The organism is Hymenobacter terricola (assembly GCF_017921975.2).
Lineage (GTDB): Bacteria > Bacteroidota > Bacteroidia > Cytophagales > Hymenobacteraceae > Hymenobacter > Hymenobacter terricola.
On sequence record NZ_JAGEMO020000003.1, the window covers coordinates 181,853 to 206,305 of the forward strand.

Sequence of the window (24,453 nt, forward strand, 5' to 3'; positions counted from 1 at the left end):
TAAAAAAGGACGAACCGCCCGGTTCGTCCTTTTTTTGGGTGCAAGGCGTGGCTTTTCCCTACCTTCCGGCAACATGCTATTACTGAACAACGACCTGCTGCCCACGGCCACCCTGTCGCTCCCCAACCGTGGCCTGGCTTTCGGCGACGGCCTCTTCGAAACGCTGATTGTCACCGAAAACCGCTTGCGCCTGGCTACCGACCACTTCGCCCGCATGCAGCAGGCCGCCGCTGCCTTATACCTGAAACTACCTGACGCCCTCGCCTCGCCCCAAGCAGTAGAAACCGCCCTCACTCGCCTTGCCACTGCCAACCAGCTGCCCGCCGCCCGCCTGCGCCTGCAACTCTGGCGCACCGGCGGCGGCCGCTACACCCCCACCACCGATGCCGCCGAATGGCTGGCCACCGCCGAAGCTTTCGTACCCGACGAAACACCCATTGCCAAGGCCGATTTCGCATTGGAAACACATTCCATTCATTCCCCGCTCAGCTTTTGCAAGGGGCCGCAGGCGTGGCTTTACGTGCGCGCTGCCCACGAGCGGCAGCAGCGCGGGCTCGATGAAATTATCCTCTGTGATGCAGCCGGGCATGTAGCCGAAGCTGGCGCGGCGGCTATTTTCTGGATGAAAGAGGGTGTGTTATTCACCCCTGCGCTGGAAACCGGCTGCGTGGCCGGGGTGCGCCGGGCCCAGGTGCTTCGGGAAGCGCGGGCGGCTGGAATGGAGTGCCGGGAGAAGCTTTTCAGACAGGAAGCATTGCTGGCAGCGGAGTCGGTTTTTACAGCCAATGTTGCAGCAGTGAGGGTAGTACATCAGATTGGCGATGTACGTTTTTCAATCCTGGTGCCTAATTTTCTGGCTTCACTCAACCACGCATTCTAGCGCTAACCTCCCAACGCTTACTGTGCGATAAACCGCATGGGCACCACCAACGAATCCTGCAAACTCTTGGACCGCACGAAGCGCAACGCCCCGAGCACCCGCTGCGCCTCCGCGTCGAGGGCCTGGATGGCGGCGGGCGGGTAGTCACTTTCAGGCAGGGCCAGCTCGCGCTTGGTGACGCGGGGCGGCTGGCGCACCGAGCCGTCGGGGCGCACCAGCACGCGCACGAAGAGGCGGCCGGTGGGCAGCGGCACATCGGGGTGGGCGGCCGTGGGCCGGGCGGCATCCGGAAATTTGGCCTGTTCCGACACAAACTCGAAGAATTTGGTCCGGCCGTCCGCCATTTTACCGGGGTCGGCTTCGTGCCAGAACCGGGGCAGAATGGGCGACTGCAGCTTGGGCGGCACTCTGGCCACGGGCAGCAGGCGGCCCTGCGGCAGCATCGGGAAGCCCGGCGCGGCATACTGCGCGTGGGCGCAAGGCACCAGCAGCACGCTTCCCAGCAAGACCAACCCCAGTGCGCGCTTTCTCATCGTGCCGCGTTATACGGCTACCGGCGCTTTTATCGCCGGCCAGGGCGCGTAGTTTTCCAGCTGAAAATCTTCGTACTGAAAACCAAAAATATCCGTCACCGCCGGGTTGATGCGCATGTGGGGCAGCGGGCGCGGCTCGCGTTCGAGCTGCAATTTGGCTTGCTCCAGGTGGTTGCTGTAAAGGTGGGTATCGCCGCCGGTCCAGACGAATTCGCCCGGCTGCAAGCCCGTCACCTGGGCCACCATGAGGGTGAGTAGCGCGTAGCTGGCAATGTTGAACGGCACGCCCAAAAATACGTCGGCTGAGCGCTGGTAGAGCTGGCAGGACAGCTTGCCATCGGCCACGTAAAACTGGAAGAGCGCGTGGCAGGGCTGCAACTTCATTGCCGGCAACTCGGCCACGTTCCAGGCCGAAACGAGGATGCGGCGCGAGTCGGGCTGGGTCCTGAGCTGCTGGATAATCTGCGAAATCTGGTCGATGTGGCCGCCGTGGCCGTCGGGCCAGGAGCGCCACTGGTGGCCGTACACGGGGCCGAGGTCGCCGTTGGCATCGGCCCACTCATCCCAGATTCTCACGCCGTGCTCCCGGAGATAGGCAATGTTGGTATCGCCCCGCAAAAACCACAGCAATTCGTGGATAATGCTCTTCAGATGCACCTTTTTGGTGGTCACCAGCGGAAAGCCCTCGGCCAGATTGAACCGCATTTGAGGCCCGAAAATGGAAACGGTGCCGGTACCCGTCCGGTCGGTTTTCACGGTGCCGGTGTCGAGGATTTGGCGGAGCAGGGCTTGATACTGGCGCATCGGCTGAAACGAGGTAAAAGCAAAGAGTTGAGAGCGGATGATGCCAAAAATACAGTTTAAGCAGCAGCTATCTTCAACTCGGCAAAATTCAGCTGCGTACGTTGCCTGCGGGACTCGCTATCTTTGGAACACCCACTAATTGACCGTAAAGTATTTACCAATGCTTCAACGCTACCGACCGTTAATTCCGGTTATATTCCTGGTCATCTGTTGCATCAACACAATTGCTACGGTATTTGGTGGGACCGTAACTATCGATGGTATCGCCTATGGATATACTCTTAATGCCAAGCATTACGGGGCCTTTGCCGCAACTTTGGCAACAATAGCCTCCTTCTTTTTTCTCAAGCATTACTACAGGTATTTCCTGCTGTTTCTTTTCGCGCTGGGCATTTTTGGCCTCATAAACTTCACTGCTTCGGAAATTAGCTCGGGGCTAAACTTCGGCGAAGTACACGTTGGCATGAGTCCAGTTTTGATGGTATTTGGTCCATTGGTTTATATATTCAATTACCAAAAAATAAATTCTGCCATCTTCTCAGTTATTAAATCTTCGGACGAGAAAATCGCCAGCATCCAACAAGAGGAAATAAGTGAATTCAAAAACCGATTTGCTCGAAAGTCGAGCGAAGAGCTTGCGCAGATTGTTGCCCTTAACAAATTGGTACCGCCGGCATTAACGGCCGCCCGGCAGCTGTTGAAGGAAAGACACTAAGCCTTTACCGCACTCAACCTAAACCAAAAAAGCCGCCTTGTTTCCGAAGCGGCTTTTTGCTGCTCAGCGGCGGCCGAAGCCGGCTGGGATTACAGTTTCACGGCAACGGCCGGCTTGGCGGTGGTTTTCACGCTGGCGGTTTTGCCGCCTTTCATGCAGCACGAGCCACCGGCCATGCTTTTGGTGCAGGTTTCTTTCTTGCCTTTTTGGCCGGGTTTGTCGTGGCCGTCGTGGGCGAAAGCAGTGGTGCCGGCAAAAGCAAACAGGACGAAGGCGAGCAGGGCGTTTTTCATGGGAAACGAATTGGGGTGAAGGGAAACAAAAGGCGAAAACGCGCGGTTTTCAGGGTCTAAGATACGCATTAGCGGCACTTGTTCCTGCCCGCTGCGTACCTGCTCCGTTTCTCCGTTTGCTCATCAATTGCCGCCCGCCCGGCGCCTGCTTCGGCGGGGGCTTTTTGCGGGCGGCCGCTCCATGTCCCTTCGCCGCTACGCCCATATTACCCTGCTCGTGCTGGGCCTGCTCACGGTGGTGAGCGGCTACTTCGTCGCCCAGCTGCGGTTCAACTACAATTTTAACGACTTCTATCCCGCCGGCGACCCCGACCTGGACTACTACCAGGGCTACACCCAGCGCTTCGGCAACGACAACGACTACCTGCTGCTGGGCGTGGAAGCCCCCGCCGGCCAAACCGTATTTTCGCCCGCTTTCCTCACCCAGGTCGATTCCCTCACCCAACTGGCGCGGCGCGAGCCCAACGTGCGCCACGTCACCTCGCCCACCACCCTGGCCAACACCGTGGTGGAGGGCCTCGGCGTGTTCAGCCTGCCCTACCTCCACCCCGAAACCTACGCCGCCGACCCCGCCCGCCGCGCCGCCGACTCCACCCTGATTTACCGCACGCCCGGCCTCGTGGGCAACGTGTTCAGCCCCGATGCGCGGGCCGTTTCCCTGGTGCTCCAGCTCACCCCCGACCTCGAAAAACCGCCCGGCGACTCCCTCTTCGCGGCCCTGCGCGGCGGCCTCACCCGCCTGGGCCTGCCCGAGGCGCAGGTACATTTCGCGGGCCGCATCGTGGCGCAGTCCGTGTTCGTGGACCGGCTGAAGTGGGAGCTGGTCGTGTTCATGTCCCTGTCGGTGCTGCTGGTGACGGGGCTGCTCTGGCTCACGTTCCGGACGTGGTGGGGCGTGGTATTGCCGCTGATTGTGGTGCTGGGGGCCATTTTGTGGGGCCTGGGCGTGATGGCCGCCTTTGGCGTGAGCATCGATTTGATGACGGCCCTGCTCCCGCTCATGTTGTTTGTGGTGGGCATGTCCGACACCATTCACATCATCAGCCGCTACGTGAGCGAGCTGGGCTACGGCGCCAGCAAAAAGGACGCCCTGCGGGTCACCATCAAGGAATCGGGGTTTGGGTCGGGGCTGTCGGCGCTCACCACCAGCCTGGGCTTTTTCACGCTGATGACCAGCACCATCCGGCCCATTCACAACTTCGGGTTGTTCACCGGCATCGCCGTTATTCTGGCGTTCATTCTCAGCTTCACGCTGCTGCCGGCCATGCTCGTGCTGCTGGGCAAACCGGCCTTGCGCGAGCCGCGCCGCCAGGGCCACAGCTGGGACGGCGTGCTGAGCCGGCTGTTTCGCACGGTGCTGGTGCGGCGGCGGCTGGTGTTCATTGTGAGCGGGCTGGTGCTGGCGGCGTCCATCGGGCTGGCCACGCGGGTGCGCATCAATTCCTCGCTGCTCGATGACTTATCGAAAAATGACCCCGTGCGAATGGATTTCGCCTTTTTCGAGCGGCAGTTCTCCGGCGTGCGGCCCTTCGAGCTGGAGCTGAAACCGGCCGAGGGCCGCGACATCTACGACCTGGCCGTGCTGCGCCAGACCGAGCGCATCGAAGGCTACCTGAGCAACACCTACGGCCTGCGCTTTGCCGCCTCGCCGGTCACGCTCGTGAAATCGGTGCGCAAAGCCCTGCACGGCGGCGGCCTGGCCGACTACCGCCTCCCCACCGACACGCTGGAAATGCGCAGCCTGCGCGGCAAGGTCCGCCAGTTCCGCAAAAAGCCCGAATTCAGCGCCCTGGCCCTGCCCGACGGCACCGCCGGCCGCCTCACGGGCCGCATGGCCGACGTGGGCAGCATCCGCGCCGATGCCCTGAACGACGCCCTGCGCCGCTACCTGCGCACCGGCATCGACAGCACCGTGCTGCGCACCCGCCTCACCGGCTCGTCCAACCTCATCGACAAAAACAACGAAAGCCTGACCCTGAACATGATTCAGGGCATGGCCATCGATGTGGCCATGGTCACGCTCATTGTGCTGGCGCTGTTCAAATCCTTCCGCATGACGCTGGTGGTGCTCATCCCCAACCTGCTGCCTATCATCATCGTGGCCGGCGTGATGGGCCTGGCTGGCGTGAACATGAAGGTCAGCACGAGCATCATTTTCACCATCGCCTTCGGCATCGCGGTCGATGACACCATCCACTTCATCAGCAAGCTACGGCTGGTGCTGGGCAAGCAGCCCGATATATTCAAGGCGGTGCGCCACACGTACCTGCTGGCCGGCAAGGCCGTAATTACCACTTCCCTGATTCTGGTGGGCGGCTTTTCAACCCTGCTGTTTTCGAAGTTCGACGGCACCTTCTACGTCGGCCTGCTCATTGGCCTCACGCTGCTGTTTGGCGTGGTGGCCGAGCTGACGCTGCTGCCGCTGCTGATTCTATATTTCTACAAGCGCCCGAAAACGAGCCACTCACTGCCGGAAAGCACGCTGGTAAAGAATCAATTCTAAGGCAAGCGTGTAGGGTGCGGGGCTGGCCCCCGCCCGTCATTGGACATTCTGGTCCGGGCTTCGTGCACCGACAAATAAGCCTCGCACCTCGTTCCGTAGCGAGAATTATACTTTGCATTGCAAAGTTCTTTATAACTTGCCGACGAATTATCGGGCCCCTCCGCTCTGTTCGGGTTTTAGCTGACTCGCCTCATGGACTATTTCGTTGCTCCCACTTCCATCGTGCGCCGCATCTGGGGCACTGCCGATACGGTGATGTTCATCTTCGCCGGGGCGGCGGCTGAGTTCGCGCTGAACAAAGCCGTGGACTGGCTTTACTTCACCGGCCGCCTGCCCGCCGACCCGCTGGGCCGCCTGTTTTCCACGGTCGACTATGCCCGCCGCATCGTGTTTGCCGACCGCGCCGGGGCCGAGCACGCCATCGACACCATTGCCGCCATCCACGGGGCAGTGGAGGCGCGGCGCGGCCAGGCCATCCCCGCCTGGGCCTACCGCGACGTATTGTTTATGCTCATTGCGTACTCCATTCGAGCTTTTGAGGTGCTGGAACGGCCCCTCACGCCCGTGGAGTGCGAGGAAATTGTGGACGTGTTCTGCCGGCTGGGCCAGCGCATGGGCGTGCCCGATTTGCCGGATTCCTACGCGGCCTGGCGGGCGGCCCGGGCCCGGCACCTGGCCCAGGACCTGGCCGCCAGCCGCTACACCACCGACCTTTACCTGCAATACCGCAAGCACCTGGGCGGCCCACGCTACCAGCTGCTGCGCGCGGTGCAGGGCCTGGTAGCGCCGCCCTGGGTGCGCAGCCTGCTGGCGCTGCCCGGTGGTGGCTACCTGCGCCCGGCCATCGCGCTCTACCGCGCCACCAAGCATTTGGCGGTGAGCCAATGGGCCAAGAATGCCCTGCTGCCCGCTGAGTATCAGGCCCGCATCCGGGCGCTGGACGGCGTGCCGGCCGCGTTGGCCCAGCACGCCGCCCGCGCTTAGGCGCACTCCCAACATCGTCAAATAGCTCCAAAATCAGAACTTGTGCTGCTTATGTTCGGCTTTCATTTCCGATATTTTCGCCTGGCCCTGGGCCTGTTCCTGGTCGAGGTATTCATCGCATTGTTCGTGCACGACCGCATTATTCGTCCCCAGGGCGGCGATTTTCTGGCGACGATACTCCTGTATTGCCTCATTCGAAGCTTCTTTTCTTTGCCGACCAGTGTGGCGGCCGGCGTGGCCCTGCTGGTTTCTTACCTGTTAGAAGTCCTGCAATACTTCCAGTTGCTGGCGCATTTGGGCTGGCAGCATTCTGCGCTGGCCCGCGTGCTGCTGGGCAGCCAGTTTGAGTGGCCCGATATGCTGGCCTACACGCTGGGCGCGGCATTTATTATAGCGATTGAGGCGGCGAGAACGGCTTCCGCAACGGGCCAAACGGGCTGATTGCGCATTTTCTACTTGTTCCTGCAACCTTAATTCAGGCTCAATGCTCTCAGCATTGAGTTCGCAGGCTTATTTTTACATCAAAAACAATCCATGAAAAACGTATTTTCTAGTGGCGTACTCCGCCTGCTATTCCCCGTGCTACTCACCACCGCGGGCCTGATGACGACCGCCTGCAAAAAGGACGACAGCACGACCACCACCACCACGGACTACGCGCCAATCGACAACGCAATTATTCAGAAATATCTGACTGATAACGCTATCACCACCGCCCAGAAGCAGGCCTCGGGGCTGTATTACTTGCCCGTGGTGAGCAACCCAACCGGCACCCGCGCCGTGGCTGGCAAGCTCGTGTACGTGCTGTACACCGGCCGTTTGATGGACGGCACGGTGTTCGACGCATCGTCGATGCACAATAACGTGCCCATCAGCTTTGTGCTGGGGCAGGGCCGCGTAATTGCCGGCTGGGATGAAGGCATCGCCCTGATGCACGAAGGCGAAAAAGCCCAATTGCTGATTCCCTCAGCGTTGGCCTACGGGGCTTCCGGCTCGGGCACGACAATTCCGGCCAACTCGGTGCTCCGCTTCGAGGTTGAACTGGTGGCCGTGCGCTAACGCGCGGCGCTATGGTTGAACGAACGCGCCCACCCGCGCCAGCAAGGCGGCGTGGTGTGGGGCGCGGCTCAGCATTTCCGGGTTGCCGAGCAGCACCAGCTGCTGACGGGCGCGGGTGAGGGCCACGTTGAGCTTGCGGTCGACCTGGCCGGATTCGTCGGGTGACACCATGAGCTCCAGCTGGTGCTCGTGGTGGCAGCAGAAGCTCACGATGATGACCTCGCGCTGGCTGCCCTGGTAGCGCTCCACGGTGTCGACACTCACCTGGGCGAGGGCGGGCAATTGGAGCTCGACGGCTAACTGGGCCAGCCGCGCCCGGATGCGGGCCGCCTGATTGCGGTAGCTGGCAATGATGCCCAGCGTAGTTTCGGGGTTGAAGGCAGCGCCGTAGCCCTGGGCCACGTAAGCGGCCGCCTGCCCGGCCAGCTCGGCTTCCTGGGCCGATTCTTTCATCGACAAATCCTCGGGCTGGCGCTGCGTGGGCACAAATACCACGCGCCGACTGCGCAATGCGGCGGCGAAGGCATCGGCCGGGGCGGGCCAGGCGGCGCGGCTGAGCGGGGCCGCCTGCCAGGGCTGCGGGCACCGCAGCTGGCCTTCGTAAAAATCCTGATTGACGAGCACGGCCAGTTCCTGGTGCATGCGGTATTGGTCGGCCAGGGTGCCGTGGGCGTGGGGCCAGCGGGCCTCGGCGCGGCGGAAAAGGCGCTCGAAATAGGAGTTGCGCAGGTTAGTGAGGCCCAGCTCGTCGCGCAGCAAATCGGCCACTTCGGGGGCAATGGCGCTGGTTTCGGGTTCCTGGGCCACCACGGCGGGCAGCTGGCGGTGGTCGCCGATGAGGATGAACTTCCTGACCTTGGCCAGCAGCGCGAGCATGGGCGATTCCAGCACCTGGCTGGCCTCGTCCACCACCGCCACATCAAACTGCTTCAGCATAAACAGCTCGGGCTTACCCAGCAGACTGGCCACGGTGCCCACGTAAAACGGCGTGCCGGTGAGGCGGGCGCGCACGGTTTGGCGGCTGGCGCAGTCGGCAATCATGTTATCGAGCAGGTACGGCCGGTAAGCGGGCGAGGTGCCCAGCCGCGAACCCACCCGAATAAACGGCAGCCCGGCATCGACCAGCTGCTCGCAGATTTCGTCCACCGCGCGGTTGGTGTAGGCGGCCAGCAGCACCTGCTTGTCCTGTTGGCAGAGGCTGACGGCCAGCTCGCGCAGGATTGCGCGGGTTTTGCCGGTGCCGGGCGGGCCGCAGAGCACGAACCAATCGGGCGCGGCCAGGGCGCGGGCCACTACTTCGGGGGCTGTGGTGGCGGGCGTGGCGGCGGGGTTCCAGTCTTCGGGTGGGCGCGGGCCGGTGCGGGCCAGCAGGCGCAGGCGGCGCTCCGGTCTCAGGCTCAGAAAGGCCGACAAGCCGGCCCATTCGCGGCGGAAAGTGTCGTAGGTATCGGGCTCCAGGGCCCAGTGCGAGTGGCCCAGCAGGTAGCGCGGGGCCATGCGGCGGTTGCGCACACTGAGCACTACCCGGCCGTCGGCCCCCAGGTCTTCGGCCAGCACCGCCTTCACCACCTGCGCATCGAGCACGGATAATGATTTGCTGCTTTGGTGAGGGGTTGAGGTGCTTAATTTGGCTGGGTCGGCGGCTGAAAGCCCTTGGCCCGCCCCCGCTTCGGCGGCCTCATCGGTAGTTATCGTTTCTTTCGGATTGCGGCGGCGCGGGTAGAGAATCAGCGTGTCACCGGCCCGGAAATTGACTTCGCGGCCATCGGCCGGGCGCTGGAAGATGAGGTGCGGGCCGAGGCCGCCGCGGGCGTCGTCATCGGCATTGCTGTGGTCTTCCACCAACGTCAGGTCATCGAGCAGGCTGAAATTCTGCTGCTTGCGGGCCTGGGGCAGCAGCCAGAGGCCGGCCTGGCCGCCGGCATCGCCGGGCCGGGCCTCGTCGCCGAGGAGCGTCAGCCGCATTTCGCGGGCCGTGAAACGGGCCAGTTCCAGGCAGTAGGCGCGCTCGACGGGGTCGGCGGCGGCCCAGGCGTTGGCTACTTTTTCGGCTTTGGCTTTGCCGAAGGACGGCAGCGCCATCAGGTTGGGGTGCAGCACGGGAGCCAGCAGGGCCGCGGTTTGGCGCGGGCCGGTGGCGCGGGCCAGCTGCAATTCGGTGCCCACCAGCTGGTTGCGGGCCGAAAGCAGGCGGTCAATCAACTCCTGGTCCTGGTCGACGCGGCGCACGGCGGGCTGGCCGCTGGCCGCGTTGGAGTAGAGAATGCTGGTGCGGCCCCGGCCGGCCGTTTCGCCATCGGCCCCAAATACCGATTCGAGCAGCAGACGGTAGAGCTGGGCCTGGGCGGCGTGGTTGCTCCAGGGCTCGGCATGCGGCACTTTGGTCGAGCTTTTTAACTCCACCAAGTCGTAGCCGGAACTGCTTTCGTGCAGCAAATCGAGCCGCCCTTGCAAGCCATAGGTGGCCGATAAAAACGTGGGTTCGAGGAAGCAATCGGCGAGGTGCAGGGGCTCCTGCTGGTAGCCGGTGCGGCTTTGGGCCACGAAACCCTGGGCGCGGGTTTCGCGCAGGGTGCGGTGGTGGCGGCGCAGGTCGTTGAGTAATTCCGGCACGCCGGTGCGGGTCTGGAACTCGGGCAGCGTGCTCAGCGACAGCGGCGCCGAGCGAAACAGTCGCTGCTTAAAAAACTGCTCCAGGTTGAAGTCTGGGCTGGTTGTTAGTTGCTCGTTGTCAGTTGTTAGAACTGGAAGCACCGCCGTTGACTCAGGCGGAAATACCCCGCCCAAAGCGGACGAACCCACGCTGACAACGGCAACGGCTTCAACGGCCGCCGGTGGAGCAGCAACTTTTAATTTTTCATTCTTGATTCTTAATTCTTCCTTCCTGCCAGCGTGGCTTACTTCTTCGTCCAGCAACAGGTTCACCAGGTTGCCGAGCACCAGCGGGCGCGAGGTTTCATCGGGCAAAAACGCGTTCAGCAGCGCCCATTCCGGGATGGTGCCCTCGCGCTGGGCGCACTCGGCAATGGTCGTGACGCTGATGAGGTAGTCGGGCTCGAGCACCACGCGGCGCGCACGCACGCTGCCATCGGCCAGCAGCACCGGGCCGATGAGGTGCAGCGTGGGATGCAGCGCGGCGGCCAGCGGCAACACGTTTTCGTAGGCGGCGGGCAGCACCAGGCGGAACGGGCCGCTGGGGCGGCCGTCGGCGGGCGTGGACAGCTCCACGGTCAGGTCGCCGGCGGCCAGGTCGGCGTGCAGCACCCGCACGCGCCACGCCACGCCGGCCGGGGCCGTATCGGGCGCAAATGGCCGCGAGCCGGCGGGCTGACTACCAGAATTTTCTACTTCGGGAGCGGCGCCGACGGCCAGGCCAGCGGGCAGCGCCGGCCCCGCATACGCCGTGCCGGTGAGGTGCAGCACCAGCGCCGCCACGGCCGCGAAACCACTGGCGGCCTCAGCTTGGGTGCCGGCGTAGCTTTCGTGCACCACCAGATTGGCCGCCAGGCGCAGGGCTTGCAGCTGCTGGCGGAGCGCAGCCGGCAGCTCCTGCGTGTACGCTACCTGTCCGATGGCCTGATTCAGGTCAATAAACGGGGCTTCCCGCTGCTTGCAGTCGTCGCGCAGCACGGTTTCGAGCAGCTTGCGCAGCTTGGGCAGCTGGTCGGCCGGCGCGGCGGCGTGGTCGGTGGCGAGGGCGGCGAGGCGGGAGTAGTAGCGGGTAGGCATTGAGGGGCAGAAAACTGGCGGCAGGACCTATAAAAGTAACGGTTTTACCGGGGCCGGTTGCGAATGATAGTAGCTCTTTTCAGGTTCGAGCACTGCAGCGCGGACCACAAAGTCCGCGCTACACCCGCCGACGGTCACAGCTACGCCGTTCGCGCAACTTTATATCTGACGGCAAAAACCGCGCTACCGGGCGGCGCTAAGGCCCATGGGAGCGGCCAAAGGGCCGTCCTCGTACATGTTGAGGTAGAGCTTGAGAGGTTCTTTGCGGCCTTTCCAGGTGAGGGAATACACGTCGAGCTGGCCTTCGTTGTCGATGCCTTCTGCCGGGATTTTGAAGGCGCAGCAGCTGCCCTGGCGCTCGTACTCAATAACTTCGCCGTGAGGGCCGAGCAGGGCGTTGAGGTAGCGCTGCTGGTTGCGCGCCCCGGCTTCGCGGCCGCCGCCCACCCGCACCGGGTTGTTTGCCGTAAAGCCGTACGTTTCGTCCTTGCTGGTTTCCTGAATCAGGAAGGGCAGCACGGTGCTGCCGCCTTTTTCGTGCAGGCCTTCCGACACTGCACCGCCGTACGTTGGCGGCGTTTTCATCCGGGTAGTTTCGCAGCTCCATACGCCCAGCGCGAGGAGCAATAATGCACTGCCTTTTTTCATACTCTGTATTTTTATCATGCCAATGCCTTTTTCTTCATTGTCTTCCAGCGTGCAAAGAACTACACGCCAGCTGGCTTTTCACACAGTAGTGCTGGGCAGTGGGCTGTTATTGAGTCTGTCCGTGGCGGCCCAAACGCCGTCCGTATCGTCCGATTCGCCCCTGCCCCACCTGCTGGCGGAGCGTAAAGCCCTCACCGACCGCTACACTGCCGCCAGTGCCCAACGCCACAGCTTGTTCGGCAACAAGCCTTCCAAAAAGGACCTGCAGGAAGTGGTCGACGCCCTGCAAGGCATCGTGGACAAGGACCAGCAAATCGTGGACGTGCTCAACCGCACCGCCCAGGCTGCCACCACCACCTCCGTGCGGCTGGCCGCCACCACCACCTACCTCGAAAGCACCGGCCGCGACGACCGCAACCTCACCGCTCAGCGTCTTTCCGAGCTGCAGAACGAAACCGAAAACCTGCGCCAGCGCGAAAAGCAGCAGCTGGCCAAGCAGCGCGACCTCGAAGCCGACGTGGCCGACGCCAAGCAGGGCCATTTCGTGCGCGACGCGCTGATTGCGGGGCTGGCCGTGCTGTGCGTGGGGCTGCTGCTGGCCCGGAAGCGGCGCAGGTAGGCACCTGACTGTTTGGGCAGTATTTCCGGCTGAAACGGCTGAAAGGCTTTCGTATGGGAAAAAACCGGCTTCAAAACCATTGCTCTTTCGCCATGCAGCCCTTAACATTGAGTTTCCGGACTACCCCTGTTTCGGAAGAACTTTCCGCCGCAAGTTGTTCAACGACGAGACGCAAAATGTTGCGTCTCTACTCCCGTGCACCAAACTGAGAGTTGCGGTAAAATGCCCTGCGGCGGTCATTTTGCCGACTTTGAAAAGCCGGAATTGCTGGCCGAGGAGCTGCGGGGATTCTTCCGGCCGCTGCGGGCCAAAGGGCCTGGGAGCGGAAACACGCGTACTTTCACCGCATGTCATCCCCGTTTCCCTTTCAAATAACGGCGGCCCCGGCCCCGGTCTCGCCTGAGTATCAGTTTGTCATTTTTGCCGACGTGGGCGGACTGGAAGACTACTATGCCCTGTTCCAGCATTTTGGGTTTGGCGGCACGGCGGCTTCCTGGGTCGAGCACATCGAAACCATTATCGAAGAGCACCAGCCCGGCCTGCTCGATGAGATGGAGTTTGTGGAGGGCGACCACACGTTTGTGGCCTACGCCAGCGGCCAGGTGGCCGTCGACCAGTTTCTGGCCTGCGTGCTGCCGTTTTTCGACACCCTGCCGCACTTGCAGAAGTACCTGAGCCAGGCCGACCCGGACGACTTTTTCGCCTGAACAAGCCGGGGCTCGAACCGAGGGCCAACGCGACGCTGACGCGCTAGCGAAGCTGGGAATTCGCTGCTACTTTTGGCGCCTACCCCGCCCGCATGATTTCCTTCACCGAAGCGCAAGCCCAAGCCCTCGTCACCGACCCCGGCACCCTGAAACGGGGCCAGGAGCTGGCCAACCCCACCAAATGGGCCAACCTGGGCCGCACCGACACCGCCGCCTGGGGCGAGTGCGCCGGCAGCGGCTCCAGGCCCTACCTCACCGGCATCGACCTCAGCGAGCCGGCCTTTAAGTGCAGCTGTCCGAGCCGCGTTTTCCCCTGCAAGCACGGCGCGGGGCTGCTCCTGCTCCTGGCCCGCCAGCCCGCTTTGCTGGCGGGAAACACGCCGCCGGTCTGGTTGGAAGAATGGCTGGGCAAACGCCAGCAAACCCAGGAGAAGAAAGCCGAAAAACCTACCCCCAGCCCGGCATCGGCCACAAAAGCAGCCAAAGCGTCAGCAGCAGCGGAGGCAACGGAAGGCGAAGAATTATCCGGTTTGACTTTTTTGGAGAGCGGGCCGGAAAGCGAGGTTTCGTTGAAAGGTGAGGTTCCGACAGGACCCGACCCCAAGCGCCTCGCCCGCATGGCCGCCGGGGCCGATGACCTCGCCGCCTGGCTCGAAGACCTGATGCGCGCCGGGCTGGCCACCCTCGACCAGCAGCCAACGAAATTCTGGGAAAGCCAGGCCGCCCGGCTGGTCGATAATCAACTGCCCGGCCTGGCCGCCACCCTCCGCGAGCTGGCCACCCTGCGCCACGCCCACGCCGACTGGCCCACCCGCCTGCTGGCCCGCCTCGGCGAGCTGTATTTGCTGGTGCGGGCCTTCCAAAACCTGCCCAACCTGAGCCCCGACGCCCGCCAGGACGTGCTCCAGCAAGTCGGCATCAACCTCAAGAAAGAAGACCTGCTCGCCACCGCCGCACCCGTGGCCGACGCGTGGCAGGTGCTGGGCCAGTTCCGCTGGGAAGAAGACCGCCTCTCGGCCCGGCGCACCTGGCTGCGGGGCCGCGACACCGGCCGCCCGGCGCTGGTGCTGGATTTTTCGTTTGGCGGGCAGCCCTTTGCTACGTCGCTCATTCCGCAGGGCAGCTACCTGGGCGAAGTCGTGTTTTACCCCGGCCTGCTCCCCCTGCGCGCCGCCCCGGTGAGCCTGAAATTCGATGGCACGCTGCCGCCCACGGCCGTGCCGCCCGGCCAAGCCATCAGCCAACTGCTGCACGACTACGCCGAGGCCCTGGCCCGCCAGCCTTGGCTGCGCGAGTGGCCCGCCACCCTCGCCCAGGTGCTGCCCACCCCGCTCTCCGACGGCCGCTGGCGGCTCCACCACGCCACCGAGGCCCTCACCCTGGCACTGCGCTTTGCCGACGAAAACACGCCCTGGCAGCTGCTGGCTGAGAGTGGCGGCCAGCCCGTCACGCTCTTTGGCGAGTGGGACGGCCACGCCTTCCGTCCCCTCAGCAGCTGGCTCGCAACCTCACCGGACCCCGCCGGGGCCAGCTTCCTCTCCATAAATTCGGGGGAACAAGCCGATTCCGAAACCAGCAGAGCCGGTGCCCCCTCTTTTTTGGAGAGGGGCAGTGCCCGGCAGGGGTCAGGGGGTGAGGTTCCGCCCGCGCCAGAGCTACCCGCCTGGCCCCAGCTCCTGCGCATTGCCCTGCTCGGCACCCGCCAAAGCGCCGAAATTCCGCCCCCCATTCCCGCCCTGCCCGCACCGGAATCACCCGAGCAAGCCGTGCTGCTGGCCGCCGGCACCCTGGCCCTGATGCGGAAAGCAGGCCACCGCCCGGCCGCGCCCACGGTGCCGCCCCTCGCGCCGACTCCGCCCGAGCTGCTGCCCGCCCTCGGCCCGCTGGGGGCCGACAACCTTCGCCAGATGCTCCTCAATTCCCAACATCTGGACTTGCTGCCCGACTACCTCGCTCGCGTGGCGGCGCGTGCCCGCCGGGTGCCGCCCGCCTTGCTGGTGCCGCTGCTCAGCCACGCCACCCGCTCTCCCGAAACGCGAGCGGCGCTGGGGCCTGTGCTGGGCACCCGCGGCCACTGGCTGGCTGCCCTGCACCCCGATTGGGCCAGGCTGGCCGATATCCTGCCCGCACCTGCCGCCGATGCCGCCGACCTGACCAACTGGGAAACCGGCCCGCCCGCCACCCGCCTCGCCTGGCTCACCCTGCATTTTGCCCCGGCCCCGGACGCGGCCCGCGCCCTGCTGCTGGCCGCCCTGCCCACCGAGCCCGCCAAAATGCAGGAAGCCCTGCTCGACGTTCTGGCCAACCACCTGCACCCCGATGCCGAGCCTTCGCTCGAAGCCCTGCTCAAAGCGCGGGGCCAGGACGTGCGCCGCCGGGCAGCTGAATTGCTGGTGCAAATTCCCGGCGCGGCCCTCCCCGAGCGGCTCTGGGCCCGCGCCGCGCCGCTCATCACCGCCCGGCGCAAGCTGCTGGGGCTGGGCAAACCCACGCTGGAAATCACCCTGCCCACGGCCTGGGACAAATCCTGGCTGCTGGATGGCATTGAGGAAAAGAGCGGCCGCTTCGATTATCGCCGCAGCCCGGTAGCTGGGGCGCAAGCCACCGTGGGGCCCGCCGCCGCCCGCCTGGGCAACCTGCTGGCCCTGCTGCCACCCCAGCGCTGGGCCGCCCACCTCGGCCTCACGCCCACCGAGTTGCTGACTGCGGCGGCAAATTCGGAATGGGCCATTCCGCTGCTGCCTTGCTGGGCCCAAAGCACCCTGCTGCACCACGATGCTGGCTTTGCCACGGCCTTTCTCAGATTGCGAATTGACGAGCGGCCGACGCTGCAAAAGGCGCATTGCGACCGCAGCCTGCCGTGGGCGGACCTGGCGACTCTTTTGCCACCCGCGGCCCGGCAGGCTTTGCTTATAACGCCCCTCGTGGAGCACATCCGCCGCCAGGAGCCCGGTTCGATGACCGAGTTGGCGGCCATCCCCGCGCCTTGGCCGAGGGCCCTCACTGCCGCCGTAGTGGAAGCCGTCATCAGCCAATTGACCAACACGGCCGTGCTGTACCAACTCAACGAGCCGCCCTACCATCTCCGGCAGCTGGCCTGGCTGTTGCCCCAAACCGCGGCCTCCAGCCTCGCCCCGGCCGATGTTGCCTGGGCCATTCAGCAGGTAGAAGCCATCGACCAGCCTCACTCGGTTTTTCTTCCCCAACTGCATGCGTTTGTCGACATCCTGCGCTTCCAGGCCAATTTGGAAGCGTCGCTGAACCAATGACAATTGAATAACCAGAGCGTCGTGCTCATCTGACGTTCTGGCAAAAATCAAAATTCTTCTTCCACACCCAACCGCCATGACGCCTACCACCCTGCTCCGCCCCCACGCCGAAGACCTGTACGCCGAAGAACTCGCGGCCCTGCGCGCCAGCGACGACCGCCCCAAGCCGCCCGGCTGGCACCTCTCGCCCTGGGCTGTGGTCACGTATTTATTGGGTGGAAAACTAGCTAACGGCTTCGAAATTGAGGCCAAGTACATCGGCCAGCGGCGGCTGATGGAAATTGCCGTGGCCACCCTCGCCACCGACCGCGCCCTGCTCCTGCTCGGCGTGCCCGGCACGGCCAAAAGCTGGGTGTCGGAGCACCTCACGGCCGCCATCAGCGGGCACACCAACCTGCTGGTGCAGGGCACCGCCGGCACCGCCGAAGACAGCCTCCGCTACTCCTGGAACTACGCCCGCCTGCTCGCCGAGGGCCCTTCGCTGGCCGCTCTCGTGCCCAGCCCGCTCTACAAAGGCATGCAAACCGGCCAGCTCGTACGCATCGAGGAGCTCACCCGCATTCCGTCCGACGTGCAGGACACCCTGCTCACCATGCTCTCCGAAAAGGTGCTGCCCATCCCCGAGCTCAGCACCGAAATCCAGGCCACGCAGGGCTTCAACGTCATCGCCACGGCCAACGACCGCGACCGCGGCGTGAACGAGCTGAGCAGCGCCCTGCGCCGCCGCTTCAACGCCGTGGTGCTGCCCCTGCCCGCCACCCTGGCCGAGGAAGTCCACATCGTGCAAACGCGGGTGGCCAAGCAGGGCCAGGCCCTCCAGTTGCCCGTGGAGGCCCCCGCGCTGGAGCAAATCAGCCGCCTCGTCACCATCTTCCGCGAGCTGCGGGCCGGCGTCACGGACAACGGCAAAACCAAGCTCAAGTCGCCCACCGGCACGCTGAGCACCGGCGAGGCCATCTCCGTCATGAACGCCGGCCTGGCCCTGGCCGCCTACTTCGGCGACGGCACCCTGCGCGCCAACGACCTGGCCGCCGGCCTCACCGGCGCCGTCATCAAAGACCCCGCCCCCGACCGCGTGGTCTGGCTCGAATACCTCGAAACCGTGGTGAAGGAGCGCGAGGGCTGGAAGGATTTGTACCGGGCGTGCCGGGAGGTGGTGGAGTAGATAAATTGATTCCTACTACATTTAAACCCTTGTCCGTTTTACTTGTGCTTGTCGAATTTCTACTAGTACGCCGGCCCATCGCACACCAATCAAAAGATGCTACAAAACGGCGGCTATGGCAGGAATTTGTAGCTATTGAAGCGCGCAAAGCATGGGGAGCACAAGCCGCTATCGATACGCCCTGTCAGCTTACGCTTGTTTATTTTTGCGGAGAGCGCCCTGCAGATATTGATAACATTATCAAGCCCATTCAGGATGGTTTGAACGGGACAGTGTATGTGGGCGATGGCTACGTAACTGACGTAGATAGTCACCGAAGGCCGCTTACGGAAGCTTTCGACCTTATTAGCCTGCCGCTACTTGTGCTCTCTGCCCTTTCCGAGGGCAAAGAATTCGTGTATGTCCGTGTTTCTAATTCACAAGCCATAGAATCGTATTTATGAATTCCGCACATCGCCAACATGATATCCAAGTAGCCGCCTTGGCTGAAAGCTACCGCCAACAAGGCTATTCCGTAACGGCACCGCCTGATAGGGAAAGCGTGCCCTTTGATTTAAATGGTTTCAGGCCCGATTTGTTAGCCGAAAAAGAAGGACAACACCTGCTCATTTTGGCTAATAATACACAGCAGCCGATTTCAATCAGTCGCTTACGCGAACTAACTGAAACCATTAAGCAACAGTCCGCGCTGGGATGGCGCCTGCTGCTCATCAACTATTCTGCTGAAAGTGCGGCCGGTGGCTTGCCACAAGACCCCATTTCCTGGAGCACTATCGTGCAACGGATAAGCCAGGCTAAAAAACTGCGCGAAGCCGGTGAAGCGGAAGCGGCAATTCTGTTGTTTTGGTCGGCTTTGGAAGCGCTGCTACGCCGCCATGCCGAAAGCTTGGGCTTTCCGTTGGAACAGCTTTCGGTTCGGGCATTGCTTGATTATTTATACTCAGATGCAGACCTCTCTTATGAGCATTTTGACCAAGCCAAACACTTGCTTTCTGGCCGTAACAAGGTAGCTCATGGCTTTCCACTCCCCGAAGCCCCGCAACAGGCCAGTCATTTACAAACCCTTATTGATGAATTATCTGATGAATGGCTGCCCATGCGTAATGTGGCATAATTCGTTGCACTGGTGCTTGAAGTAGCTTCGTAATGCCCACCGACCTGCGCCTCTTCGGCATTCGCCACCACGGCCCCGGCAGCGCCGCCAGCCTCGTGGCTGCCCTCGATGCTTTCCGGCCCGATATCATCCTGCTGGAGTGCCCCGCCGATGCGGAGGCGGCCCTGGCCACGGCCACCCACCCGGAGCTGGTGCCACCCGTGGCGCTGCTGGTGTACAATCCCAAGCAGCAAGGGCAGGCGTCGTTTCTGCCGTTCGCCGAGTTTTCGCCGGAGTGGCAGGCGGTGCAGTGGTGCGCTCGCAATAGCGCGCATGTCCGGTGCATGGATTTGCCGATGAGCTTACGGTTTGGGATGCGGGATGCGGTGCAGGCGTCAACCTCACCCCCTGACCCCCTCTCCAAAAGAGAGGGGGCACCGGACATGCCTACTGATACAGCAACAGCAGAAACTGAAGCAACTTCTGCCCCAGCCGAACCCTCCCTTCCCGAACAAACTGAACAAGCCGAAGAAAGCAATTCCGGTGCCCCCTCTTTTTTGGAGAGGGGGTCAGGGGGTGAGGTGAGCACGGAGGGCGACCCCGAAACTGACCCCGTCGCTTACATCGCCCGCCTCGCCGGCTACACCGACTCCGAGCAGTGGTGGGAAACCCATCTCGAACACGCCCCCGGCAACGCCGACACCTTTGCCGTGGTGCTGGAGTTGATGACGGCCCTGCGAGAAGAGCTGCGCCGACCCGAAACCGAAGAAACCCTGCTCCGTGAGGCCTTCATGCGCGAAACCCTGCGCGCCGCCCTCGCCCAGGGCTACCCGCGCGTGGCGGTGGTGTGCGGGGCTTGGCACGCCCCGGTGCTGCAAACCGAACTATTTAAAAAGGAGGACAAAGCCCGCCTCAAAGGCTTGAAGAAAGTCCCCACCGAAACCACTTGGATTCCGTGGACTTATGAGCGGCTGTCGTTCAGCTCCGGCTACGGGGCCGGGGTGCTATCGCCCGCCTGGTATGAGCTGCTGTTTGCCCAGTCCCGCGCCGAAGTCCTGACCCACTGGATGGTGCGCGCCACCCGCTTGCTGCGCGGGCAGGACGTAGACGCCTCTTCGGCCCACGCCATCGAGGGCGTACGGCTGGCGGCGGCGCTGGCCGCTGTACGCGGGCTCGCGCTGCCCGGTATTGATGAGTTGCAGGAAGCCGCCGTGGCCATCCTGGGCGGGGGCTACGCCGAGCCGCTGGCCCTGGTGCACAAGGAGCTGGTGATTGGGGTGAAGCTGGGCGAAGTGCCGGCTGGCCTGCCCGCCACGCCCTTGCAGCAGGACCTGGCCCAGCAGCAAAAGACGCTGCGCCTCAAGCCCGAAGCTCTGCCCAAGCCGCTGGATTTGGACCTGCGCCAGCCCGCCCAGCTCGACCGCAGCCACCTGCTGCACCGCCTGCGCCTGCTCGCCATCAACTGGGGCGAACCCGAGGACGCGACGGGCTCCCGCGGCACCTTCCACGAACTATGGACCCTGGAATGGGAGCCCGAAATGGCCCTGTCGGTGATAGAAGCCGGCCGCTGGGGCAATACCGTCCTCACCGCCGCGGCCGCTCGTGCCACCGCCCGCGCCGCCGAAGCTACCACCCTCGAAGCCGTGAGCACGTTGCTGGAAGAAGCCCTGCGCGCCGACCTCGGCCCGGCCATTCCGGCGCTGGTGGCGCGGCTGGAAACCATCGGGGCCGGCACCCGCGACGTGACCCACCTGCTGGCCGCCCTGCCCCCGCTGGCCCAGGTGCTGCGCTACGGCAACGTGCGCCGCACCGACACTGCCCAGGTGGCTCAGGTGGTGCAGCAGCTCATTCCGCGCCTGTGCATTGGCTTGCCGGCCGCCTGCGCCGGCCTGGATTACGACGCGGCCAAGCCTCTTTTAGCCCGCATCGAGGACACCCACCAGGCCATTCGCCTGCTCCAAAACCCCACGCACGAAGCCGACTGGTACGCTGCTCTGGCCGCCGTGCAGCGCAACACCGCCACCAACGGCCTGCTGGCCGGCACCGCCGCCCGCCTGCTCTTCGACACTCAACAGGCTACGCCCGAAGCCACCGGCACCACCCTCGGCCTGGCCCTGGCTCCCGCCCAGCCCACCGACTACTCCACCGCCTGGATTGAGGGTTTCCTACGCGGCAGCGGCCTGCTGCTCATCCATCATCGCGAATTGTTCGACCTGCTGGATACCTGGCTGGGCAGCCTGCCGGAGGATACTTTCCGCGAAATCGTGCCCCTGCTCCGTCGCGCTTTCACCGATTTCTCGCTGCCCGAGCGCCGGCAGATTCTGGAGCTGGCCGGCACGGATGCTTCTGCTCAGATGGCCAGTACGGAAGTGGAGGATTTTGATTGGGAGCGCGGGGCGCGGGTGCTGCCGGGGCTGCGGGAATTGCTGGGCGTTTAGTTGTTTAACCTCAAAAAGAAAGTCCTGCTCTTCTGGCGTCCGCGCAGCCGAAGCATTTCTGCTGCTTCGCTGCAATAGCATTGATTACTTGTGCGGTAGAGATGCTTCGACAAGCTCAGCATGACGTTCTTTCACCTCCGTTCCTCCTGCCAATATCTATGTCCGCTCCCACTACCCCCACCCGCTGGAAACTCGTACTCGGCTCTGCTGCCGATGCACAAAACGCCGTGCCCCTGCCCCCCGACTACGGCCGCATGGACGACGTGCTCACTGCCCTCTACGACGGCGACAAAGCCGAGCGCAAGGCCGGCCTGGGTGGTTCGGCGCCCCGCGTGAGCCGCTGGCTGGGCGACATCCGCGAGTATTTTCCCACCGAGGTAGTGGCCATTATGCAGCAGGACGCCATGACGCGCCTGGGCCTGAACCAGCTGCTGCTGGAGCCCGAAATCCTGCGCACGGTGCAGGCCGACGTGCATCTGGTGGGCACGCTCATGTCGCTGAGCCGGGTGATGCCGCAGAAGGCCAAGGCCACAGCCCGCGAGGTCATCACCAAAGTGGTGCGCGAGTTGGAGAAGAAGCTCGCCAACCCGTTGCGCCAGGCCGTGCAGGGCGCCCTGAGCCGGGCCGTGCGCAACCCGCGCCCGCGCTATCACGAAATCGACTGGGGTGCTACCATCAAAGCCAACCTCAAGCACTACCAGGCGGCGCACAAAACCATCATTCCGGAGCGACTGGTGGGTTTCGGGCGGCGCGGGCAGGCGCTGAAGGAAATCGTGCTCTGCGTGGACCAAAGCGGCTCGATGGCTTCCTCGGTGGTGTATGCGGGCGTATTCGGGGCGGTCTTGGCTTCGCTGAAAGCCGTGAAAACGCACATGGTCGTGTTTGATACCGCGGTGGTGAACCTGAGCGAAAACCTGCACGACCCGGTGGACTTGCTTTTCGGCGTGCAGCTGGGCGGCGGCACCGATATCAACCTGGCCCTCACCTACTGCCAGCAGCTCATTACCCGCCCGACGGATACCATCCTCGTCCTTATCACCGACCTGTACGAGGGCGGCAACGAGAAGGAAATGATAAAACGCGCCGCCGCGCTCAAGGCCGCTGGCGTCAACATTGTGGTGCTCCTGGCCCTGAGCGACGACGGCGCCCCCAGCTTTGACCGGCGCGTGGCCGAGCAGCTGGCGGCGCTGGACATCCCCAGCTTCGCCTGCACGCCGGCGAAGTTTCCGGAGCTGATGGCCAAAGCCATTCAGGGGCAGAAGCTGGAAATTGCGTAGCGTGGACTCTGCGAGTCCGCGCGTCGTTCGCTCAATGCGCGGACTCGCAGCGTCCACGCTACATCAGTCCCGAAACGGCTTCGGTCCCGGTTCCATTTTAAACAGCTGCACCGGGAATCTCACCGTTTCCACGCCGCGCTGGGAGCCGGCGGTGCGATTCATCTGCGGCACCGGAATCCAGAGCGCGCCGGCGTGGCTAATCCACAACGCATCGGCCCAGATGAGGCGGGGGTTCTGCACCAGGACGCTGCTTTGGGCATCGGGCGTCACTTTTAAGATGCGCTTTTCATGGGCGTCGCTCATGCAGAGGTTGCCGTCGGCGTCGATGGCCGTGCCGCAGCAGGCAGGAAAATCAAAGCAGTAAGTGCCCTTTTTGGAGAGGCCGGCGAAGCTGATGTTGGGGTCGTCCGAGTACTTGGTTTCGAGGCGGTACATGGGCCCGGCGGTTTGGAAATAGAAGTATTTACCATCGGGCGACACTTCCAGTTGGTCGGCGTGCAGGGCTACTTTGTCGCCGTTGAGCTTGAGCATGGCTTTACCTCCGCCGTACATGGGGCGGCGAGCGGCGGTAGTGCGGTCGCCGTCGAGCAGGCGGCGGCCCTGGCCGGTTTTCTGTAGGAATTCCCCTTACTCAGTCACGACGTGGCCCAGAGGCAAACTGAGGAAGTCGCAATACTGCCCGGCTGCCTCCATCACCAATTCGTTAGGTACTTCAACCGGCCCAAAAAAGCTCACGGCTACGTCGATAGCGCCCTTTTTGAGTGTACGCTTCCAGGTGCCGACTATCTGGCCATCGACCACCACCATGGGCTTGAAAATTCCATTGCCGCCGGGCACGATTTTGTCCGCGTGCCCGGCGTCCAGCACCGCCTGCCGGTCTTTGTAGCCGAGCAGGTACTCATCGAAGCCCGGCAGCAGCTGCACGTTCGTCGCAGTGGGGGCAGCGCCGGTTTCGGGCGGTGAAAACCAGTAGGTTTTGCTCTCGACTTTTTCCGCAATCAAACTGGCCTGCACGGCTTCCAGCCCTTGCCGGGCATCGGTTACGGCCATGCCCGCCCAGTTGGCAAAGTCGTGCACGGTGGCCGGGCCGTGACTGGCGAAGTAGCGCCGGGCCAGCTCTGCCAGGGCCGCATCCCGGTCAAGCGGCCGGGCATTCGGAGCCCACTCTTCCAGCAACACGAACGTCTGCTGCCGGCCCTGCAACGGCCCCAGGCAGATGTGCCCCTGCTGCGCGACGTAGCGCAACAGAAAATATCCCCGCTGCCCCGCCGTGCTGATTCCGGCCTGCTCCAGCACCTGCATCATGGCCGGGCGCATCAGCCGCTGGCCGCCTTTCAGGGCTTCATAGAAAGCCGTTCTGCTCTGCTCAATCACGGTTTCGTCCATCTCCAGCTGCTGCAGCCGCGCCGCTTCGCCCTTCAATATCCGGGGGGCCAGCAGCTGCACCATCCAGGCCGCGTCCTCGGCGGGCACGAGGTGGATGGTGCCCCGCATGGGCCAGGTCAGCACGAGCTGCTGGTCGGCCAGGGCCTGCTCGACGGCAGCCAGTGATGGCACCCGCGTGCGCAGCCCCACGGCCCACATGGCCTGCCCGTAGTCCTGCGCCTGCACCGCGCCCATCCAGCGGACGGCGGCGGCCGGGTCGGTGCATTTTGCGCCGGCAATCCGTTGGTTCAGCAGCCGCAGAAGGGCAATTTCCGGGTGTTCCATGGGCAGCGAAAATAAGGGGCCAGAGCC

The 24,453-nt window shown here is 63.6% G+C and carries 21 protein-coding genes; 14 read left to right on the plus strand and 7 right to left on the minus strand.

The features are described from left to right. The first annotated feature begins 73 nt into the window (after window positions 1–73). Window positions 74–880: an aminotransferase class IV gene (locus J4G38_RS03980; RefSeq protein WP_210515416.1), complete on the plus strand. Its 807-nt coding sequence runs from the start codon at window positions 74–76 to the stop codon at window positions 878–880. Window positions 881–897: 17 nt separating this feature from the next. Here the strand turns inward: J4G38_RS03980 and J4G38_RS03985 are convergent, their stop codons facing one another. Beyond that, entirely contained in the window at window positions 898–1,413 is a 516-nt protein-coding gene (locus J4G38_RS03985) for a hypothetical protein (RefSeq protein ID WP_210515414.1), read from the minus strand. Window positions 1,414–1,422: 9 nt separating this feature from the next. After that, on the minus strand, window positions 1,423–2,217 hold the full coding sequence (locus J4G38_RS03990) for a thymidylate synthase (RefSeq protein ID WP_210515412.1): 795 nt from the start codon (window positions 2,215–2,217) through the stop codon (window positions 1,423–1,425). 160 nt (window positions 2,218–2,377) lie between these two features. Between J4G38_RS03990 and J4G38_RS03995 the strand changes: the two genes are divergently transcribed. Beyond that, window positions 2,378–2,932 (plus strand): hypothetical protein, encoded by a 555-nt coding sequence (locus J4G38_RS03995; protein WP_210515410.1) that lies wholly within the window; start codon window positions 2,378–2,380, stop codon window positions 2,930–2,932. Window positions 2,933–3,021: 89 nt separating this feature from the next. On the opposite strand, the gene J4G38_RS04000 is transcribed toward J4G38_RS03995, so the two are convergent. Continuing rightward, window positions 3,022–3,225 carry a hypothetical protein gene (locus J4G38_RS04000; protein ID WP_210515407.1) on the minus strand — a complete coding sequence of 68 codons (204 nt, stop codon included), beginning with the start codon at window positions 3,223–3,225 and terminating at the stop codon, window positions 3,022–3,024. Between the two features lie 181 nt (window positions 3,226–3,406). Between J4G38_RS04000 and J4G38_RS04005 the strand changes: the two genes are divergently transcribed. From J4G38_RS04005 to J4G38_RS04020, 4 genes are all read left to right on the plus strand, one after another. Next, complete coding sequence (locus J4G38_RS04005) at window positions 3,407–5,728, plus strand: efflux RND transporter permease subunit (RefSeq protein ID WP_210515405.1); 2,322 nt, start codon at window positions 3,407–3,409, stop codon at window positions 5,726–5,728. A gap of 192 nt (window positions 5,729–5,920) precedes the next feature. Beyond that, on the plus strand, window positions 5,921–6,712 hold the full coding sequence (locus J4G38_RS04010) for an oxygenase MpaB family protein (RefSeq protein WP_210515403.1): 792 nt from the start codon (window positions 5,921–5,923) through the stop codon (window positions 6,710–6,712). Between the two features lie 51 nt (window positions 6,713–6,763). Then, entirely contained in the window at window positions 6,764–7,153 is a 390-nt protein-coding gene (locus J4G38_RS04015) for a ribosomal maturation YjgA family protein (RefSeq protein ID WP_210515746.1), read from the plus strand. A gap of 138 nt (window positions 7,154–7,291) precedes the next feature. Beyond that, window positions 7,292–7,771 (plus strand): FKBP-type peptidyl-prolyl cis-trans isomerase, encoded by a 480-nt coding sequence (locus tag J4G38_RS04020; protein WP_210515402.1) that lies wholly within the window; start codon window positions 7,292–7,294, stop codon window positions 7,769–7,771. Window positions 7,772–7,780: 9 nt separating this feature from the next. Here the strand turns inward: J4G38_RS04020 and J4G38_RS04025 are convergent, their stop codons facing one another. Both J4G38_RS04025 and J4G38_RS04030 read right to left on the minus strand, forming a co-directional pair. Further along, window positions 7,781–11,500, minus strand: a complete 3,720-nt coding sequence (locus J4G38_RS04025; RefSeq protein ID WP_210515400.1) for a DEAD/DEAH box helicase — start codon at window positions 11,498–11,500, stop codon at window positions 7,781–7,783. Window positions 11,501–11,683: 183 nt separating this feature from the next. Next, window positions 11,684–12,085, minus strand: a complete 402-nt coding sequence (locus J4G38_RS04030; RefSeq protein ID WP_210515398.1) for a hypothetical protein — start codon at window positions 12,083–12,085, stop codon at window positions 11,684–11,686. A gap of 112 nt (window positions 12,086–12,197) precedes the next feature. On the opposite strand from J4G38_RS04030, the gene J4G38_RS04035 reads away from it, so the two are divergent. From J4G38_RS04035 to J4G38_RS04070, 8 genes are all read left to right on the plus strand, one after another. Next, window positions 12,198–12,767, plus strand: coding sequence for a hypothetical protein (locus tag J4G38_RS04035; protein ID WP_210515395.1), 570 nt, complete (start codon window positions 12,198–12,200; stop codon window positions 12,765–12,767). 347 nt (window positions 12,768–13,114) lie between these two features. Continuing rightward, window positions 13,115–13,474: a hypothetical protein gene (locus J4G38_RS04040; RefSeq protein WP_210515392.1), complete on the plus strand. Its 360-nt coding sequence runs from the start codon at window positions 13,115–13,117 to the stop codon at window positions 13,472–13,474. A 92-nt stretch (window positions 13,475–13,566) separates the two neighbouring features. Then, a complete protein-coding gene (locus tag J4G38_RS04045; protein ID WP_210515389.1) occupies window positions 13,567–16,743 on the plus strand; it encodes a DUF5691 domain-containing protein in 3,177 nt (1,058 codons plus the stop codon). Window positions 16,744–16,819: 76 nt separating this feature from the next. Then, window positions 16,820–17,908 (plus strand): ATP-binding protein, encoded by a 1,089-nt coding sequence (locus tag J4G38_RS04050; protein ID WP_210515387.1) that lies wholly within the window; start codon window positions 16,820–16,822, stop codon window positions 17,906–17,908. Between the two features lie 29 nt (window positions 17,909–17,937). Beyond that, on the plus strand, window positions 17,938–18,351 hold the full coding sequence (locus J4G38_RS04055; protein WP_210515385.1) for a RusA family crossover junction endodeoxyribonuclease: 414 nt from the start codon (window positions 17,938–17,940) through the stop codon (window positions 18,349–18,351). Next, window positions 18,348–19,022: a hypothetical protein gene (locus tag J4G38_RS04060; protein ID WP_210515383.1), complete on the plus strand. Its 675-nt coding sequence runs from the start codon at window positions 18,348–18,350 to the stop codon at window positions 19,020–19,022. Before J4G38_RS04055 ends, J4G38_RS04060 begins: the two co-directional genes overlap by 4 nt. A gap of 32 nt (window positions 19,023–19,054) precedes the next feature. Beyond that, on the plus strand, window positions 19,055–21,439 hold the full coding sequence (locus J4G38_RS04065; RefSeq protein WP_210515381.1) for a DUF5682 family protein: 2,385 nt from the start codon (window positions 19,055–19,057) through the stop codon (window positions 21,437–21,439). A 158-nt stretch (window positions 21,440–21,597) separates the two neighbouring features. Continuing rightward, complete coding sequence (locus J4G38_RS04070; RefSeq protein ID WP_210515379.1) at window positions 21,598–22,716, plus strand: VWA domain-containing protein; 1,119 nt, start codon at window positions 21,598–21,600, stop codon at window positions 22,714–22,716. 63 nt (window positions 22,717–22,779) lie between these two features. Here J4G38_RS04070 and J4G38_RS04075 read toward each other — a convergent pair whose 3' ends face one another. After that, window positions 22,780–23,268, minus strand: a complete 489-nt coding sequence (locus J4G38_RS04075; RefSeq protein ID WP_210515376.1) for an SMP-30/gluconolactonase/LRE family protein — start codon at window positions 23,266–23,268, stop codon at window positions 22,780–22,782. A gap of 75 nt (window positions 23,269–23,343) precedes the next feature. Further along, entirely contained in the window at window positions 23,344–24,426 is a 1,083-nt protein-coding gene (locus tag J4G38_RS04080) for a winged helix DNA-binding domain-containing protein (protein ID WP_210515374.1), read from the minus strand. Between the last annotated feature and the right edge of the window lie 27 nt (window positions 24,427–24,453).

Bases quoted from the DNA above. Each gene is read 5' to 3' on its own strand.
- J4G38_RS03980 (WP_210515416.1), top strand. From the start codon at position 74: ATGCTATTACTGAACAACGACCTGCTGCCCACGGCCACCCTGTCGCTC.
- J4G38_RS03985 (WP_210515414.1), bottom strand. From the start codon at position 1,413: ATGAGAAAGCGCGCACTGGGGTTGGTCTTGCTGGGAAGCGTGCTGCTG.
- J4G38_RS03990 (WP_210515412.1), bottom strand. From the start codon at position 2,217: ATGCGCCAGTATCAAGCCCTGCTCCGCCAAATCCTCGACACCGGCACC.
- J4G38_RS03995 (WP_210515410.1), top strand. From the start codon at position 2,378: ATGCTTCAACGCTACCGACCGTTAATTCCGGTTATATTCCTGGTCATC.
- J4G38_RS04000 (WP_210515407.1), bottom strand. From the start codon at position 3,225: ATGAAAAACGCCCTGCTCGCCTTCGTCCTGTTTGCTTTTGCCGGCACC.
- J4G38_RS04005 (WP_210515405.1), top strand. From the start codon at position 3,407: ATGTCCCTTCGCCGCTACGCCCATATTACCCTGCTCGTGCTGGGCCTG.
- J4G38_RS04010 (WP_210515403.1), top strand. From the start codon at position 5,921: ATGGACTATTTCGTTGCTCCCACTTCCATCGTGCGCCGCATCTGGGGC.
- J4G38_RS04015 (WP_210515746.1), top strand. From the start codon at position 6,764: ATGTTCGGCTTTCATTTCCGATATTTTCGCCTGGCCCTGGGCCTGTTC.
- J4G38_RS04025 (WP_210515400.1), bottom strand. From the start codon at position 11,500: ATGCCTACCCGCTACTACTCCCGCCTCGCCGCCCTCGCCACCGACCAC.
- J4G38_RS04030 (WP_210515398.1), bottom strand. From the start codon at position 12,085: ATGAAAACGCCGCCAACGTACGGCGGTGCAGTGTCGGAAGGCCTGCAC.
- J4G38_RS04040 (WP_210515392.1), top strand. From the start codon at position 13,115: ATGTCATCCCCGTTTCCCTTTCAAATAACGGCGGCCCCGGCCCCGGTC.
- J4G38_RS04045 (WP_210515389.1), top strand. From the start codon at position 13,567: ATGATTTCCTTCACCGAAGCGCAAGCCCAAGCCCTCGTCACCGACCCC.
- J4G38_RS04050 (WP_210515387.1), top strand. From the start codon at position 16,820: ATGACGCCTACCACCCTGCTCCGCCCCCACGCCGAAGACCTGTACGCC.
- J4G38_RS04060 (WP_210515383.1), top strand. From the start codon at position 18,348: ATGAATTCCGCACATCGCCAACATGATATCCAAGTAGCCGCCTTGGCT.
- J4G38_RS04065 (WP_210515381.1), top strand. From the start codon at position 19,055: ATGCCCACCGACCTGCGCCTCTTCGGCATTCGCCACCACGGCCCCGGC.
- J4G38_RS04070 (WP_210515379.1), top strand. From the start codon at position 21,598: ATGTCCGCTCCCACTACCCCCACCCGCTGGAAACTCGTACTCGGCTCT.
- J4G38_RS04075 (WP_210515376.1), bottom strand. From the start codon at position 23,268: ATGTACGGCGGAGGTAAAGCCATGCTCAAGCTCAACGGCGACAAAGTA.
- J4G38_RS04080 (WP_210515374.1), bottom strand. From the start codon at position 24,426: ATGGAACACCCGGAAATTGCCCTTCTGCGGCTGCTGAACCAACGGATT.